The following is a 14,244-nucleotide window of genomic DNA, read 5'->3' as shown; positions in this document are numbered from 1 at the left end:
TTAACACAGATGTTAAATTATGGAAACAGAAACTTCTCCGACGGCGCCGGTCGGGTCAGGATTCGGCGAAGTCGTCGCGGGAATAGCCCTGCACGTACAAAAGCGCGGTCAGATCCCCGTGATTGATCCGCACGTCGCATTGCGCCGCGACCGAAGGTTTCGCGTGCAGCGCCACGCCGGTGCCCGCCCGCGCCAACATGCCCAGATCGTTCGCGCCGTCGCCCACGGCGATCACGTCGGCCTCGGCGATGCCCAGCCTGGCCGTGATCTGTTCCAGCGCCTCGACCTTGGCCTGCTTGCCGAGGATCGGGCGCTGAACATCGCCGACAAGCACGCCGTTTTCGGCCAGCAGCGTATTGGCCCGGTTTTCGTCGAAGCCAAGGGTTTCGGCCACCCGCGCGGTAAAGGCCGTGAACCCGCCCGAGACCAGCGCCGCATAAGCGCCCGCCGCGCGCATGGTCGCCACCAGTTCGCGCCCGCCCGGCATCAGCGTGATGCGTTCGTCGAGCACCTTGCCGATCATCGCGACATCCAGACCCTTCAGCAGCCCGACCCGTTCGATCAGCGCGCCCTCGAAATCCAGCTCGCCGTTCATGGCCCGCGCGGTGATGTCCCTGACATAGGCGCCCACCCCGGCCTCGTCCGCGAGTTCGTCGATGCATTCCTGCCGGATCATGGTGCTGTCCATGTCGGCCAGCAGCATCTTCTTGCGGCGTCCCGAGGCCGGCTGCACCACCAGATCGACGCCCAGAGCCTGAAGGTCGGCCCAGACCGTCCAGCGGTTTTCGGGGATTTCGCTCAGCGTGAATTCCGCCGCCTCGTCCACGCTCAGCCAGACCGCCTCGCCGCCGCCCCAGGCATTGCGCAGCGAATCGACCAGGGCCGGGTCCAGCGATGGCGCGGCGGGATCGGTCAGCAAGGTGGCGACAAACATGGGCAACTCCGGTTTGGTTTCCTGCGCATACCGCAGGCGCAGCAAATCCGCCAGCCGGTGAATCCGGACGGCGCCTCGCCCGGGCGCGACAGGAGAGTCCAGCCGTTTCGCCCCCGCCGCCCGGACGGGCGAGTTTCCGATCGTGGACGCCGGCGTCGCATTTGAACGCCGAAGCGGCGGGTTTTGGCGATTTCGCGCTTGCGTGCCGCAACGCAGCGGAATAGCTCTGTCGGTGGGACACCCCTCCCCAACGAGGGGCGTATATCTGGAAGGGTAACACCAATGACCATCAAACGACCGGCAACGCGGCCGGCCAATCCGCGTTTTTCCTCGGGCCCCTGCGCCAAACCCCCCACATTCGCGCTGAACAAGCTGGCCGGTGCCGCGCTGGGCCGGTCGCACCGCGCCGCCATCGGCAAGGACAAGCTGAAGGCCGCCATCGAAGGCACGCGCGAGGTGCTGGGCATTCCGGCCGACTATCGCATCGGCATCGTTCCGGCCTCGGATACGGGCGCGGTGGAAATGGCGCTGTGGTCGCTGCTGGGCGAACGCAAGGTCGAGATGCTGGCCTGGGAAAGCTTTGGCGCGGGCTGGGTCACGGATGTGGTCAAGCAATTGAAGATCGACGCAGAGGTGAAAACCGCCGACTATGGACAGATCGTCGATCTGGCCTCGGTCGATTTCAACAATGATGTGGTGTTCACGTGGAACGGCACCACCTCGGGCGTGCGGGTTCCGAACGGCGACTGGATCGCCGATGACCGCGCCGGCCTGACCATCTGCGATGCCACCAGCGCCGCCTTTGCTATGGACCTGCCCTGGGACAAGCTGGATGTCACCACCTTCAGCTGGCAGAAGGTTCTGGGCGGCGAGGCCGCGCATGGCATGCTGATTCTCAGCCCCCGCGCGGTCGAGCGGCTGGAAAGCCATACCCCCGCATGGCCGCTGCCGAAGATCTTCCGCCTGACCAAGGGCGGCAAGCTGATCGAGGGCATCTTTTCCGGCGCCACGATCAACACGCCGTCGATGCTGGCGGTCGAGGATTACCTGTTCGCGCTGGACTGGGCGCGCTCGGTCGGCGGGCTGCAGGGCCTGATCACCCGCGCCGATGCCAACGCGCAGGCCATCTTTGAGTTCTGCGACCAGAACGACTGGATCGACAATCTGGCCGAGGACCCGGCCACGCGGTCGAACACCAGCGTCTGTCTGAAATTCACCGACCCGCGCATTCGGGACGGCGCCAGCTTTGCCAAGGCCGTGGCCAAGCGGCTGGAGGCCGAGAACGTGGCGCTCGACATCGGCGCGTATCGCGACGCGCCGGCCGGGCTGCGCATCTGGTGCGGCGGCACGGTCGAGACGTCCGACATCCAGGCGATGCTGCCCTGGCTGAAATGGGCGTTCGAGGCCGAGATCGCGGCCCAGGCCGAAGCCGCCTGACCCCTTTCCCCTGACACGATCCGGGCCGCCACCGGCCCGGCCTTTCTGACCCATTCAAGGACCACGCACATGGCCCCCAAAGTACTGGTATCCGACAAGCTGAGCGAAACCGCCGTCCAGATCTTCCGCGACCGCGGCATCGATGTGGATTTCATGCCCGACGTGGGCAAGGACAAGGAAAAGCTGGCCGAGATCATTGGCGACTATGACGGTCTGGCAATCCGCTCGGCCACGAAAGTGACGGAAAAGATCCTGGAAAAGGCCGACAGGCTGAAGGTGATCGGCCGCGCCGGCATCGGCACCGACAATATCGACAAGGAAGCCGCGTCGAAAAAGGGCGTGATCGTGATGAACACGCCGTTCGGCAACATGATCACCACCGCCGAACATGCCATCGCGATGATGTTCGCCGTGGCGCGGCAGATCCCCGAGGCCAGTGCCAGCACCCACGCGGGCAAATGGGAAAAGTCCAAGTTCATGGGGATCGAGCTGACCAACAAGACGCTGGGCGTGATCGGCGCGGGCAATATCGGCGGCATCGTCTGCGACCGGGCGCAGGGCCTCAAGATGAAGGTCATCGCCTATGACCCGTATCTGAGCGAAGGGAAGGCCGACAAGATCGGGGTCGAAAAGGTCGAGCTTGACGAGCTTCTCAAGCGCGCCGATTTCATCACCCTGCACGTGCCGCTAACCGATCAGACCCGCAACATCCTGAGCCGCGAGAACCTTGCCAAGACCAAAAAGGGCGTGCGCATCATCAACTGCGCGCGGGGCGGTCTGGTCGATGAGGAAGCCTTGGCCGAGCTTCTGAAATCCGGCCATGTGGCGGGCGCGGCCTTTGACGTGTTCAGCGAGGAACCGGCGCGGGAAAACCCGCTGTTCGGCCTGCCCAACGTGGTCTGCACCCCGCATCTGGGCGCGGCGACGACCGAGGCGCAGGAGAACGTGGCGCTGCAGGTGGCCGAGCAGATCTCGAACTATCTGCTGACCGGCGCGGTCGAGAACGCGCTGAACATGCCCAGCGTCACCGCCGAAGAGGCCAAGATCATGGGGCCGTGGATCCGGCTGGCCGGGCATCTCGGCAGTTTCGTCGGCCAGATGACCGACGAGCCGCTCAAGGCCATCAACATTCTCTATGACGGCGTTGCCTCGACCATGAACCTGCCCGCGCTCAACTGCGCGCTGGTGGCGGGGATCATGAAGCGTTTCAACCCCGAGGTGAACATGGTCTCGGCCCCGGTCGTGGCCAAGGATCGCGGGATCAAGATTTCCACCACGAACCAGGACAAATCCGGCGCGTTCGAAGGCTACATCAAGGTGACGGTCGTGACCGAAAAGCGCGAGCGCTCGATCGCGGGAACCGTGTTTTCGGACGGCAAGCCGCGCTTCATCCAGATCAAGGGCATCAACATCGACGCCGAGATCGGCGCGCATATGCTGTATACCACCAACGAGGATGTGCCCGGCATCATCGGTGCGCTGGGCCAGACCATGGGCAGCCACGGGGTGAACATCGCCAACTTCACCCTGGGCCGGTCCGCGGCCGGCGGCGAGGCCATCGCGCTGCTCTACGTGGACGAGCCGGTGCCGGCGGAAGCGCGCGCCAAGCTGGCGGAAACCGGGCTGTTCACCCAGATCAAGCCGCTGGAATTCGACGTGGCGTGATTTGCCGAACCGGACCGCCGCCCCGCGGGGCGGCGATCCGGCCTGATCCGCTGGCACGGAGACAAGGCATTCCGGAGTTCAGACCCGGGCCGCCTGCATACCTCGGGCGGCCCGCATCACCACCAGCCCGAACACGCCCATGGAGCCCAGCGCCAAGAGCGATCCGAATTTGGCCAGCGCATCGCCCCTGCCTTCGAGGGCCAGCGCGATGCCCGGCGTCAGGATCGCCAGCGACACGACCGCCAGGACGAAGTGAAGCCGCGGCAGCCAGCCTTCGCCGGCTTCGGGAACCAGATGGTAGTAGAAGGCGAAAATCGCGCAGCTGACCCAGCCCAGCAGGTTCAGGTGCCCGTGCGCGGGTGACAGGGTATGATCCTGACTGGCGGCCATCTGGATGCCCCAGATCATCCCGCACAGCGCGGACGCCACCGCAATCGCGAAAAACCAGAATGCAAGTCCTCTCATGACCCCCTCCATTGTCATGCAAACAGTTTCGGAGGATGCTGCCGCGATTTTTTCGATATGAAAAATCTATTTTTGGCATTACAGAAATTAACCAGATGAATTTCAGAAACTTCGACCTGAACCTGCTGCGGGTGCTGGACGCCTTGCTGGAAACCGGCTCGACCACCCTGGCCGGCAAGCGGATCGGCCTGTCGCAGCCCGCGATTTCCGCCGCCCTGGGCCGGCTACGGCATTCGCTGGGCGATCCGATCTTCGTCCGGAAAGGACGGCGCCTGGTTCCAACCGACTATGCGCAGAGCCTGAAGGCGCCGCTGCGCGAGCTGCTGGAGAATGCCGAAATCCTGCTGGCCGGGCCGGGCGGGTTCGATCCGGCCACGTCCAAGGCCAGTTTCAAGCTGTCGGGGAGCGACTTCTACGCCGAGCTGCTGTTGCCGCGCCTGGCGGATCACCTGTCGCAACGGGCGCCGGGCATGCGGGTTCAACTGGTGGATCTGGTGCCCGACAACTATGTCAGCTCGCTGGATCAGTTCGGCGTCGATATCGCGATCCTGCCGCGAACCGGGTTTCCCGACTGGATCGACAGCCGGCTGCTGCATCGTTCGCAATTCGTGGTCATCGCGCGGCGCGACCACCCCGAGATCGCCCGGCACGGTCTGAAACCCGGTGACACGCTGCCGCTGGACCTGTTCTGCGCGCTGCAGCACGTGCTGTTTTCGCCCGAGGGCAAGCTGAAAGGGCTTGGCGATGCGGCACTGGACAGGCTGGGACGCACGCGCCGGGTCGCCATGACGATGCCGGTGTTTTCGGGCGTCTACAACGCGGTTTCGCAAAGCGACCTGATCGCGCTGATTCCGAACCAGCTGGCGGAAAAGGTCGCGCCGCGCGTCGGGCTGGACATCTACGCGGCGCCGTTCGATGTCGGACCGGTGGACCTGATGATGATCTGGCACAAACGCGCCACCAACACGCCCGCGCACCGGTGGTTGCGGGATCAGATTTCGCTGCTGATGGCGGATTTGGATCCGGCCCTTCCATCCCGGCATCAAGTGGTCCAGAAACACCGCACCTGCGCGGAGGAAGCCCATGACACGCCCAATCTACGCCATCGGTGACGTGCATGGCCAAAGGGGCATGTTGCAGGCGGCCCTGGCCCGGATCGAGGCGGATGGCGGGCCGCAGGCGCGGGTCGTGTTCCTGGGCGACTACACCGACCGCGGCCCTGACAGCCGGGGCGTGCTGGACATGCTGATCTCGGGCCAGCGCGCCGGGCGCGACTGGATCACGCTGAGGGGCAATCACGACCGCATGTTCGCGCTGTTCATGCAGGACTATCCCGCCAACGACGACCGTCTGCTGATCGGCTACAACTGGTTGCATGAACGTCTGGGCGGGGTCGAAACCCTGGCCTCGTATGACGTGCATGTGCGCGAGGGCGATCGCATATTCGAGGTTCACGAACGCGCCCGCGCGGCCGTGCCGCAAGAGCATGTGGCGTTCCTGGAGGGGTTGGTGAACTATCACCAGGAAGGCGACCTGCTGTTCGTGCATGCCGGCATCCGCCCCGGCCTGCCGCTGGCGCAGCAGGCCGAGGACGATCTGCTCTGGATCCGGCACGAGTTTCTGAACGATCCACGCCCACATCCCTGGCTGGTCGTCCACGGCCACACGCCGGGCCGACGCGCCGAGCATTTCGGCAACCGCGTCAATCTGGACGCCGGTGCGGGATATGGCCGCCCGCTGGCAACCGCCGTATTCGAGGACGGGGCGTGCTGGCAATTGACCGAGAAAGGCCGGGTTCCACTGGCCCGCAATCCGGGCGCGACCGTCCGGTGACATCCGCGCCTGCATGTTTGCCGCCCGCGCCGGTCAGATCTGCGTGGTCATCCGGTACCCGGCGGCGAAATACAGCTTGGCGAAGGTGACGGGGCTGCCCTGAAGCCAGGTGATCCGCTCGGCGGTGAATATGGGCTCGCCCTCGGGCACGTCCAGAAATCCGGCCAGCGTCGTGTCGGCCCGGCTGGCCAGAAAGGTCAGTTCGACATTGGTGAAGGGCACCGTCTGCACCAGCCAGTCATTGGGTCCGATGGTCGAGAAATCCGCCTGTTCGACCTCGGGCACGCTTTGCACCACGATCCAGCGGTCCTCGTACTGGAACGGCGTGTTGTTGGCGTAATGCATGCAGCGCACATGCATCACCTCTTGTCCCGCCTGCAACCGCAGCCGCGCGCTGAGCCATTCCGGCGCGGTCTGCACCTCGGCCGACACCAACGCGTATCTGTAGGTGCCGCCGGCGGCCTCGATCTCATCCCGGACCAGCGGGATGGTGAAGCGGGCCTGCCGTTGCGGCGAGCTGAGAACCCGGGTTCCGGCCTTGCGGCGCCGTTCCAGGAACCCTTCCTCGGCCAGTTCCCGCAGGGCGCGGTTCACGGTGGTGCGGGTGCACGAAAACTCGACCGCCAGTTCCTGTTCGTTCGGCAAGAGCGACTCGGGCCGCCACTCGCCGGAGCGGATGCGCTCCAGGACGATGCGCTTGATGTCGCGATAGCTGGTGTTTTCGGTGGGTTGGGTCATCGGCTGGTTCTGTGGTCTGTTGCGGACTCCGATCAAGTGTTTTCTGTTCAGGCGTCGGCCAGAAGCCGCGCCATCGCGCTGCGGTACCGCGCGATGATGGCATCGCGTTCGACGTGGCGGCCGCCGCGGACCATGTGGCGCCCGGCCGACCACAGGTCGGTGACGACCGTATCAGGCGCTGCAAAGCAGAGCCCGTCGAGCAGCTGGTCGTCCCGCAGCGCGCAGAGCGCGGGATGGGTCCGGTCGATCGCCATCAGATCGGCCAGCCGGCCGGTCGCGATCTCGCCCGCATCGCGCCCAAGGGCCTGCGCCCCGCCGCGCGCCGCCCCGGTATAGAGGGTGTGGCCCACCGAGCCTTCGCCCGGCACCAGAACCGTGCGCGCCATGTCGCGCAGGCGTTGCGAGTATTCCAGCGTCCGCAGTTCCTCGGTCAGCGAGATCCGGACATTCGAATCCGACCCGACGCCAAAGGCCCCGCCGCTTTCGACATAGACCGCGCCGTTGAAGATGCCGTCGCCCAGATTGGCCTCGGTGATCGGGCACAGCCCGGCGACGGCACCGCTTTGCGCCAGCCCGACGGTTTCGGCATCGGTCATGTGAGTGGCATGGATCAGGCACCAGCGGGCATCGACATCCGCATTGTCCAAAAGCCAAGCGACCGGCCGCTGCCCCAGCACGGTTTCGACATCCGCCACTTCCCTGAGCTGTTCCGAGATGTGGATGTGAACCGGGCCGTCCGGCGTCTGCGCCAGCACCGTGGCCAGATCCGACGGAGAGGTCGCACGCAGGGAATGCGGCGCGATGCCGATCCGGGTGTCGGCATTCAGCCCCGGCACCGCGCGGCAGTCCGCGACCAGGCGCAGGAACCGCTCCACGCCATTGCCGAACCGCAGTTGACCGCCCGACAGCGGTTCCTGCCGGACGCCGCCATAGGTGTACAGCACCGGCAAATGCGTAAGCCCGATGCCGGTCTGCGCCGCCGCCGCAAAGATCCGCTGGCTGAGTTCCGACAGCGTTTCATAGGTCTGACCGCCCGGCTGATGGTGGACGTAGTGAAACTCGCCCACCGAGGCGTAACCGGCCTCCTGCATCTCCATGAAGACCAGGGCGGCGATGGCCTCGACCTGTTCAGGCGTCAGACGGTCCAGAAACCGGTACATCAGCGTCCGCCAGGTCCAGAAGCTTTCCTTTCCCGCCATGCGCTGTTCGGTCATGCCGGCCATGGCGCGCTGGAATGCGTGGCTGTGCAGATTGGCCAGCGCCGGCAGAAGCGTGTCCACCCGCGTGTCACCGGGGGTGGGCGCAACGCCCGCCTCGATGGAGTCGATCCGGCCATCGGCAATCTCGATCCGTACGTCGGAGGCCCAATCAGAGCCTAACAAGGCCGTTTTGGCGTGGAGTCCCATGGCGCACTCATTTTGTGTAGACTTTAATTTTATACCCGTATACGTAAAAATCCATCAAGAGGGGAACAAAAAAGATCCGCCATGACCGAAAAAACAGTCCTGCACGGTGCCCGGATCGCCACATTCGATGACCCCGGGACGCCCTACGGGATGATCCCGGAGGGCGCCGTGGCGATCGCGGATGGCCGGATTGCCTGGGTCGGCGCCCGGAACGCCCTGCCCGAGGGGTTTGCCGACTGGCCGCGCGAAGACTTCGGCGGACGCCTGATCACCCCGGCGCTCATCGACGCGCATACCCATGTTGTCTTTGGCGGCAACCGCGCCGTCGAATTCGAGATGCGCCTGAAAGGCGCAAGCTATGAAGAAATCGCCCGCGCGGGCGGCGGCATTCTGTCCACGGTGAATGGAACGCGGGCGGCGTCCGAAGATGAGTTGCTGGCCGATGCGCTGCCCCGCGTCGATGCGCTGATCGCCGAGGGCGTGAGTTGCATCGAGGTCAAGTCCGGCTATGGCCTGGACCACGAAACCGAGCTGCGCATGTTGCGCGCCGCCAGGCGGATCGCCCTGGAACGCCCGGTTCGGGTCGTGACCAGCTTTCTGGGCGCGCATGCGGTGCCGCCGGAGTACAAGGATCGGGCCGACACCTATATCGACGAGGTCTGCATTCCCACCCTGCAGGCGGCCCATGCCGAAGGTCTGGCCGACGCGGTGGACGGGTTCTGCGAGGGCATCGCCTTTGACCCCGGTCAGATCGCGCGGGTTTTCGACGCCGCCCGCGACCTTGGCCTGCCCGTCAAGCTGCATGCCGAGCAGCTTTCGAACCTCGGCGGCGCGAAGCTGGCCGCATCCTATGGCGCGCTGTCCGCGGATCACATCGAATATCTGGACGAGGCAGGCGTCAGGGCGATGGCCGAGGCGGGCACCGTCGCGGTCCTGCTGCCCGGCGCGTTCTATACCCTGCGGGAAACGCAGGTGCCGCCCATCGACCTGTTGCGCCGATACCAGGTGCCGATGGCCCTGGCGACCGACTGCAATCCGGGGTCGTCGCCGCTGACCTCGCTGCTGCTGACCCTCAACATGGCCTGCACCCTGTTCCGGCTGACCCCGGAAGAGGCGCTGGCAGGCGTCACGCGCGAGGCGGCGCGCGCGCTGGGCCTGACCGATACCGGGACCGTCGCCGCGGGCCAGCGGGCGGATCTGGCCGTGTGGAATGTCGAACATCCGGCCGAGCTGTCCTATCGCATCGGCTTCAACCCCCTGCACAGGCGAATTTTCGGAGGCGGTGAATGAGCGTGCTCACGCTTGCTCCGGGCAGCGTGTCGCTGTCCGAATTGGCGGACATCTATTGGAACGAAACGCCGGTGGTGCTGGACGACGGCTGCAAGCCCCGCGTGCAGGCCGCAGCCGCGCGGATCGCCGAGGCGGCGGCAGGGGACGCGGCGGTCTATGGCGTCAACACCGGCTTCGGCAAGCTGGCCAGCCACAAGATCGCGGCCAAGGACACCTCGGCGCTGCAGCGCAACCTGATCCTCAGCCATTGCTGCGGCGTGGGCGAGGCGGTGCCGCGCCGGATGGCGCGGCTGATGATGTCGCTCAAGCTGCTGTCCTTCGGGCGCGGCGCCTCCGGCGTGCGCTGGGAACTGGTCGATCTGCTGCAGCAGATGCTGGCGCGCGGCGTGACGCCGGTGATCCCGGCCCAGGGCTCGGTCGGCGCGTCGGGCGATCTGGCGCCGCTGGCGCATATGACGGCCGTGGTGATCGGAGCCGGCGAGGCCGAAGTGAACGGGACCGTTCTGCCCGGCGCCGAAGCGCTGAGAACCGTCGGGTTAGAGCCGATTCAGCTTGGTCCCAAGGAGGGGCTGGCCTATATCAACGGCACCCAGTTTTCCACCGCTTTCGCCCTGGCGGGCCTGTTCGAGGCCTGGCGCGCGGCGCAGAACGCACTGGTGATCGCGGCCGCGTCCACCGACGCGATCATGGGTTCGACCGCGCCCTTGCAGCCGGAAATCCACACCCTGCGCGGCCATCGCGGCCAGATCGAGGCGGCGCAGGCGATGCGCATGGCGCTGGAAGGATCGGAAATTCGGGAAAGCCACCGCGAAGGCGACACGCGGGTGCAGGATCCCTATTGCATCCGCTGCCAGCCTCAGGTGACCGGTGCGGCCATGGACGTGCTGCGTCAGGCCTCGACGACACTGACCATCGAGGCCAATGCCGCCACCGACAATCCGCTGGTGATGACCGATCCCGACGCCATCGTGTCGGGCGGCAATTTCCACGCCGAACCGGTGGGTTTCGCCGCCGACATGATCGCGCTGGCCGTGTCCGAGATCGGCGCCATCGCCCAGCGCCGCATCGCGCTCATGGTGGACCCGACGCTGAGTTTCGACCTGCCGCCGTTCCTGACCCCCGAACCGGGGCTGAACTCGGGCCTGATGATCGCCGAAGTGACGACCGCGGCGCTGATGAGCGAGAACAAGCATCTGGCCAATCCCTGCGTCACCGACAGCACGCCGACCTCGGCCAATCAGGAGGATCACGTCTCGATGGCCGCGCATGGGGCGCGGCGCCTGGGCCGGATGGTGGAGAACCTCAACCACATCCTCGGGATCGAGCTGATCTGCGCCGCGCAGGGCGTCGAGTTCCGCGCGCCGCTCGCCACCAGCGCGCCGCTGCAGCGGGTCATCGCCCGGTTGCGCGACGAAATCCCACCGCTGGCCGAAGACCGGTTTCTGGCGCCGGAACTGGAAACCGCGAAACGCCTCGTCGCCCAGGGCGCGATCCTGCGGGCGGTCGGTGTCGCGATGCCGGAGCTGGACTGATGCAGGTCTGTGACGTGCATCGCGGCGACGGGCCGGTGGTTCTGGGTCAGCCGCATGGCGGCACCTTCGTGCCGGACGCCATCGCCGCGCGGCTGAACGAGATCGGGCGCGGGCTGGCGGACACGGATTGGCACATAAACAGGCTCTATCAAGGGCTTTTGGCCGATGCGACGGTGGTGCAGTCGCATGTCCACCGCTACGTCATCGACGCTAACCGCGATCCTACCGGCGCGTCGCTCTATCCCGGCCAGAACACCACAACGCTGGTGCCGCTGACCGATTTCGACGGAAGGCCGATCTGGACCGAGGGTCAGGAGCCGTCGGCGGACGAGATCGAGGAGCGGCGGCTGAAATACCACGCCCCCTACCACGCCGCGCTCGAGCAGGAATTGCAGCGCGTCAAGGCGAGATACGGGTTTGCGGTTCTGTTCGACTGCCACTCGATCCGCAGCCGCATCCCGTTCCTGTTCGATGGAACGCTTCCGGACATGAATATCGGTACCGACGGCGGGGCGACCTGCGCGCCCGAGATCGAGGCCGTTGCGCATGAGTTTTCCGCCTCGTCCCCCTACAGCACCGTGCTCAACGGGCGGTTCCGGGGCGGATGGACCACACGCCATTACGGCCGCCCGGCCGAGGGCCTGCACGCCATCCAGATGGAACTGGCTCAGTCCACCTATCTGACAACCGAAGCCCCGCCCTGGCGCTATGACACCGAAAAGGCCGACCGGCTGCGCCGCAGGCTGCGGGACACGCTGGACGCCATCCAAGACACTGCATTGGAGCTTACTTCATGACTGATCCGCGCAAGAACACCCGTGACGTCTATCCGCCCACCGGCCCCGAGTTGAACGCCAAAAGCTGGCTGACCGAAGCGCCCTTGCGGATGCTGATGAACAACCTGCACCCCGACGTGGCCGAAAATCCGCACGAACTGGTGGTCTATGGCGGCATCGGGCGCGCGGCGCGCACCTGGAACGATTTCGATACCATCGTCGCCAGCCTGAAGGATCTGGACGAGGATGAAACCCTGATCGTGCAATCCGGCAAGCCGGTGGCGATCATCCGCACCCACAAGGATGCGCCCCGCGTTCTGATCGCCAATTCCAACCTGGTGCCGCATTGGGCGACCTGGGACCATTTCAACGCGCTCGATCGGAAGGGTCTGATGATGTACGGCCAGATGACGGCCGGATCGTGGATCTACATCGGCACGCAGGGGATCGTGCAGGGCACGTACGAGACCTTTGCCGAGGCCGGGCGCCAGCACTATGACGGCGACCTGACCGGCCGGTGGATCCTGACCGGGGGCCTTGGCGGGATGGGCGGCGCGCAACCTCTTGCGGCGGTGTTCGCCGGGGCCTGCTGCCTGGCGGTGGAATGCGACCCGGACCGGATCGATTTCCGCCTGCGCACCAAATACCTGGACGAAAAGGCCGAGACTCTGGACGAGGCGCTGGCGATGATCGACCGCTGGACCAAGGCGGGCGAGGCGAAATCCGTGGGCCTGCTGGGCAACGCCGCCGAGATCTTCCCCGAGATCTACCGCCGCATGGCCGCAGGCGGGATGCGCCCCGACATCGTGACCGACCAGACCAGCGCGCACGACCCGATCAACGGGTATCTGCCGCTGGGCTGGACCATGGCGCAGTGGCGTGAAATGCGGGAATCAGACCCTAAGGCGGTGGAAAAGGCCGCCTGCGCCTCGATGAAGCAGCACGTTGCGGCGATGGTGGATTTCTGGAACGCCGGGGTACCGACGCTGGACTATGGCAACAACATCCGGCAGGTGGCGCTGGACGAGGGGCTGGAGAACGCCTTTGCCTTCCCCGGCTTCGTGCCCGCCTATATCCGCCCGCTGTTCTGCCGCGGCATCGGCCCGTTCCGCTGGTGCGCCCTGTCGGGCGATCCCGAGGACATCTACAAGACCGACGCCAAGATGAAAGAGCTGTTCCCCGAGAATGAGCATCTGCACCGCTGGCTGGACATGGCGCGCGAGCGGATCGCGTTCCAGGGCCTGCCCGCGCGGATCTGCTGGATCGGGCTGGGCGACCGGCACCGCGCCGGTCTGGCCTTCAACGAGATGGTCGCCAGGGGCGAGTTGAAGGCGCCGGTCGTCATTGGCCGCGACCATCTGGATTCGGGTTCGGTCGCCTCGCCGAACCGCGAGACCGAGGCGATGCTGGACGGGTCCGACGCGGTGTCGGACTGGCCGCTTCTGAACGCGCTGATCAACACCGCCAGCGGCGCCACCTGGGTGTCGATCCATCATGGCGGCGGGGTCGGCATGGGGTTCAGCCAGCACGCGGGCGTGGTGATCTGCGCCGACGGCACCGAGGATGCCGCGCGGCGGCTGGAGCGGGTTCTGTGGAACGACCCGGCTTCGGGCGTTTGGCGGCACGCGGATGCGGGCTACGAGATCGCACGGGACTGCGCCCGCGAACACGGGCTGCGCCTGCCCGGCATCCTGGGATGACCGGGACGGCAGCGGCGGTCATCCGCCGCCGCCTGACGGCTGTTTCCCGAACACGCCCGGATCGCGCCGCCGCTCAGGTCCACCACTGATCGATCGTGGCGATGTCATCGTCGCTCCAGCCGAAGTGGTGGGCGAATTCGTGAACGACCACATGGGCGATCAGGTCGCGCAGCGCCACATCGCCCCGGTCGCGCCACTCGGCCAGGATCGGTTGCCGGAAAAGCCACACGACATCCGGCGGCGGGGCCATGTCGTCAACCGACTTCTGGGTCATGGGAATGCCTTCGTAGAGCCCGGTCAGCTCGTACGGATCGGTGATCCCAAGCTCGTCCAGCATGTCCTGCGCGGGCCATTCCGCGATGCGCAGGATGACGGCCTGCGCGGCGGGGCGGAACGCCTCGGGCAAGGTGGCGACGGTTTCGCGGGCGATCCGTTCGAAAAAGGCAAGGTCATGCTGCATACGGCGGC

General features: G+C 66.0%; 13 protein-coding genes. 8 read left to right on the top strand and 5 right to left on the bottom strand.

Features of this window, described 5'->3' with window-relative positions:
• Positions 1-55 precede the first annotated feature (55 nt).
• A complete protein-coding gene (gene serB, locus AC2FNJ_RS04280) occupies positions 56-934 on the bottom strand; it encodes a phosphoserine phosphatase SerB (protein ID WP_496762692.1) in 879 nt (292 codons plus the stop codon).
• A gap of 282 nt (positions 935-1,216) precedes the next feature.
• Between serB and AC2FNJ_RS04275 the strand changes: the two genes are divergently transcribed.
• Both AC2FNJ_RS04275 and serA read left to right on the top strand, forming a co-directional pair.
• Positions 1,217-2,371 carry a phosphoserine transaminase gene (locus AC2FNJ_RS04275; protein ID WP_496762691.1) on the top strand — a complete coding sequence of 385 codons (1,155 nt, stop codon included), beginning with the start codon at positions 1,217-1,219 and terminating at the stop codon, positions 2,369-2,371.
• A 69-nt stretch (positions 2,372-2,440) separates the two neighbouring features.
• Positions 2,441-4,036, top strand: a complete 1,596-nt coding sequence (serA, locus tag AC2FNJ_RS04270; RefSeq protein WP_496762690.1) for a phosphoglycerate dehydrogenase — start codon at positions 2,441-2,443, stop codon at positions 4,034-4,036.
• 78 nt (positions 4,037-4,114) lie between these two features.
• On the opposite strand, the gene AC2FNJ_RS04265 is transcribed toward serA, so the two are convergent.
• A complete protein-coding gene (locus AC2FNJ_RS04265) occupies positions 4,115-4,501 on the bottom strand; it encodes a hypothetical protein (protein ID WP_496762689.1) in 387 nt (128 codons plus the stop codon).
• A 95-nt stretch (positions 4,502-4,596) separates the two neighbouring features.
• Here AC2FNJ_RS04265 and AC2FNJ_RS04260 point away from each other — a divergent pair, with 95 nt between their 5' ends.
• Positions 4,597-5,613 (top strand): LysR family transcriptional regulator, encoded by a 1,017-nt coding sequence (locus AC2FNJ_RS04260; RefSeq protein ID WP_496762687.1) that lies wholly within the window; start codon positions 4,597-4,599, stop codon positions 5,611-5,613.
• Positions 5,585-6,334 carry a metallophosphoesterase family protein gene (locus AC2FNJ_RS04255; protein WP_496762685.1) on the top strand — a complete coding sequence of 250 codons (750 nt, stop codon included), beginning with the start codon at positions 5,585-5,587 and terminating at the stop codon, positions 6,332-6,334. The genes AC2FNJ_RS04260 and AC2FNJ_RS04255 overlap by 29 nt, the downstream gene beginning before the upstream one ends.
• A 33-nt stretch (positions 6,335-6,367) precedes the next feature.
• Here the strand turns inward: AC2FNJ_RS04255 and hutC are convergent, their stop codons facing one another.
• Positions 6,368-7,072 (bottom strand): histidine utilization transcriptional repressor HutC, encoded by a 705-nt coding sequence (hutC, locus tag AC2FNJ_RS04250; RefSeq protein ID WP_496762684.1) that lies wholly within the window; start codon positions 7,070-7,072, stop codon positions 6,368-6,370.
• 47 nt (positions 7,073-7,119) lie between these two features.
• On the bottom strand, positions 7,120-8,478 hold the full coding sequence (locus AC2FNJ_RS04245) for a formimidoylglutamate deiminase (RefSeq protein ID WP_496762682.1): 1,359 nt from the start codon (positions 8,476-8,478) through the stop codon (positions 7,120-7,122).
• A gap of 81 nt (positions 8,479-8,559) precedes the next feature.
• Between AC2FNJ_RS04245 and hutI the strand changes: the two genes are divergently transcribed.
• Genes hutI through hutU form a run of 4 tightly spaced genes read left to right on the top strand, consistent with a single transcriptional unit; the run spans position 8,560 to position 13,776 of the window.
• Entirely contained in the window at positions 8,560-9,768 is a 1,209-nt protein-coding gene (hutI, locus tag AC2FNJ_RS04240) for an imidazolonepropionase (RefSeq protein ID WP_496762681.1), read from the top strand.
• Entirely contained in the window at positions 9,765-11,300 is a 1,536-nt protein-coding gene (gene hutH, locus AC2FNJ_RS04235; RefSeq protein WP_496762679.1) for a histidine ammonia-lyase, read from the top strand. The genes hutI and hutH overlap by 4 nt, the downstream gene beginning before the upstream one ends.
• Positions 11,300-12,097 carry an N-formylglutamate deformylase gene (hutG, locus tag AC2FNJ_RS04230; RefSeq protein ID WP_496762678.1) on the top strand — a complete coding sequence of 266 codons (798 nt, stop codon included), beginning with the start codon at positions 11,300-11,302 and terminating at the stop codon, positions 12,095-12,097. Before hutH ends, hutG begins: the two co-directional genes overlap by 1 nt.
• Positions 12,094-13,776 carry a urocanate hydratase gene (hutU, locus tag AC2FNJ_RS04225; RefSeq protein WP_496762677.1) on the top strand — a complete coding sequence of 561 codons (1,683 nt, stop codon included), beginning with the start codon at positions 12,094-12,096 and terminating at the stop codon, positions 13,774-13,776. Before hutG ends, hutU begins: the two co-directional genes overlap by 4 nt.
• A 73-nt stretch (positions 13,777-13,849) precedes the next feature.
• Here hutU and AC2FNJ_RS04220 read toward each other — a convergent pair whose 3' ends face one another.
• On the bottom strand, positions 13,850-14,236 hold the full coding sequence (locus AC2FNJ_RS04220) for a metallopeptidase family protein (protein WP_496762676.1): 387 nt from the start codon (positions 14,234-14,236) through the stop codon (positions 13,850-13,852).
• Between the last annotated feature and the right edge of the window lie 8 nt (positions 14,237-14,244).

Source organism: Ruegeria sp. BHSB196, assembly GCF_059613135.1.
This window is presented reverse-complemented; position numbering and strand designations above follow the sequence as displayed.

Bases quoted from the DNA above. Each gene is read 5' to 3' on its own strand.
- AC2FNJ_RS04245 (WP_496762682.1), bottom strand. From the start codon at position 8,478: ATGGGACTCCACGCCAAAACGGCCTTGTTAGGCTCTGATTGGGCCTCC.
- AC2FNJ_RS04260 (WP_496762687.1), top strand. From the start codon at position 4,597: ATGAATTTCAGAAACTTCGACCTGAACCTGCTGCGGGTGCTGGACGCC.
- AC2FNJ_RS04265 (WP_496762689.1), bottom strand. From the start codon at position 4,501: ATGAGAGGACTTGCATTCTGGTTTTTCGCGATTGCGGTGGCGTCCGCG.
- serB (WP_496762692.1), bottom strand. From the start codon at position 934: ATGTTTGTCGCCACCTTGCTGACCGATCCCGCCGCGCCATCGCTGGAC.
- hutC (WP_496762684.1), bottom strand. From the start codon at position 7,072: ATGACCCAACCCACCGAAAACACCAGCTATCGCGACATCAAGCGCATC.
- AC2FNJ_RS04220 (WP_496762676.1), bottom strand. From the start codon at position 14,236: ATGCAGCATGACCTTGCCTTTTTCGAACGGATCGCCCGCGAAACCGTC.
- hutH (WP_496762679.1), top strand. From the start codon at position 9,765: ATGAGCGTGCTCACGCTTGCTCCGGGCAGCGTGTCGCTGTCCGAATTG.
- AC2FNJ_RS04255 (WP_496762685.1), top strand. From the start codon at position 5,585: ATGACACGCCCAATCTACGCCATCGGTGACGTGCATGGCCAAAGGGGC.
- hutG (WP_496762678.1), top strand. From the start codon at position 11,300: ATGCAGGTCTGTGACGTGCATCGCGGCGACGGGCCGGTGGTTCTGGGT.
- hutI (WP_496762681.1), top strand. From the start codon at position 8,560: ATGACCGAAAAAACAGTCCTGCACGGTGCCCGGATCGCCACATTCGAT.
- serA (WP_496762690.1), top strand. From the start codon at position 2,441: ATGGCCCCCAAAGTACTGGTATCCGACAAGCTGAGCGAAACCGCCGTC.
- hutU (WP_496762677.1), top strand. From the start codon at position 12,094: ATGACTGATCCGCGCAAGAACACCCGTGACGTCTATCCGCCCACCGGC.
- AC2FNJ_RS04275 (WP_496762691.1), top strand. From the start codon at position 1,217: ATGACCATCAAACGACCGGCAACGCGGCCGGCCAATCCGCGTTTTTCC.